At 73.8% G+C, this 1450-nt stretch carries 1 protein-coding gene and 1 pseudogene; one reads left to right on the top strand and one right to left on the bottom strand.

Features of this window, described 5'->3' with window-relative positions; translation table 11 throughout:
- Positions 1-1080 (top strand): NAD(P)/FAD-dependent oxidoreductase (locus tag AC1DP0_RS21815; RefSeq protein ID WP_478088669.1); only part of this gene is annotated, 1080 nt, incomplete at its 5' end.
- A gap of 122 nt (positions 1081-1202) precedes the next feature.
- On the opposite strand, the pseudogene AC1DP0_RS21810 reads toward AC1DP0_RS21815, so the two are convergent.
- A pseudogene (locus tag AC1DP0_RS21810) lies at positions 1203-1450 on the bottom strand (2-phosphosulfolactate phosphatase); the annotation flags it as partial.

Here is a 1450-nt window from a genome sequence, read left to right as displayed (position 1 = left end):
CAGCACCTGCTGCACGACACGGTGGCCGACATCGGCCGGATCGCCGAGAAGGAGGGCATCGACTGCCACTTCGACCAGGGCGGCTACCTCGGCGTCGCGCGCAACCCGGCGCAGCTGGAGCGGGTCCGTGAGGAGGTCGCCGACCATCGCCGGTGGGGATTCGGCGAGGAGGACCACCGGCTCCTCGACGCCCACGAGGTCAGTGCGATCGCCGGCGTCCGCGATGCCCTCGGCGGCTCGTTCACGCCGCACTGCGCGGCGATCCACCCTGCTCGGCTGGTCCGCGGCCTCGCCGACGCCGTCGAGCGCCGGGGCGTCGTCATCCACGAGCGCACCGCCGCGGTCGACGTGGGCAGCCGACGAGTCGTCACGGCGCACGGCACCGTCCGAGCCGAGCACGTCGTCCTCGCGACCGAGGGCTACACGCCGACCGTCGCAGGTCGGCGCCGGGCCATCGCGCCCGTCTACTCGCTCATGACGGCGACGGAGCCGCTGCCGGACACCACCTGGGGTCAGATCGGGCTGGAGGAGCGCACGACGTTCGCCGACAACCGGCACCTGACGATCTACGGCCAGCGCACCCGTGACGGACGGATCGCCTTTGGTGGCAGGGGCGCTCCCTACCACTACGCCTCGAAGGTGTCGCCGCGCTACGACCGTGACGAGCGCGTGCACGCAGCCCTGCAACGGATCCTGCTCGAGCTCTTTCCCGTCCTCGAGGGTGTCACGTTCACGCACGCCTGGGGTGGCAACCTCGGTGTGCCCCGCGACTGGTTCCCGTCCGTGCGGCACGACCGCCGTACGGGCCTGGCCTTCGCGGGCGGTTACGTCGGCGACGGGGTGGGGACCTCGGCGCTGGCGGGCCGCACCCTGGCCGCGATGATCCGGGGCGACGACCCCGACGACCTGGCCTCGCTTCCCTGGGCCGGGCGCACGTCACGCAGCTGGGAGCCGGAGCCACTGCGCTGGCTCGGGGTCAACGCCGTCACCGCCCTCATGACGTCAGCCGACTGGTCGGAGCGGCGCACGGGTCGGCCCTCCCGGGCCGCCTCGGCCTTCTGGGCGGCCCTCGGCCAGTAGGGGCCGCATCCGCGCCCATCGCGTATGCCGTGACGACTGTCCGGGGACGTGGCGGCTCATCACCCGGGAGCGGACCGCTCCGGTGGCGAGTGACCCGGGAGAGGTCCTGCACGCCGAACGGCTCATCGGCGCCGAGAAACCGCCGTGTGCCGTGCGTAGGCGCCGTCCGTCAGCACCGGCACCATGTCGGACGCGTCGAGCTCAGCGGCGACCGCCACGTCGTCCGGCCATCCCTTCTCGACGAGCTCGCGCCCGCTCGCGCAGGCGTGCAGCGCGTCGCCGATCCTGTCCTCGACCGCGAGCCACGCCGCGCCGGCCGCCTCGGCCTCGGGGCTCAGCAGCAGCGGCCCGGCGCGGTGCTCGAGCCGGG

The organism is Terrabacter sp. P5_B1 (assembly GCF_056400505.1).
This window is presented reverse-complemented; position numbering and strand designations above follow the sequence as displayed.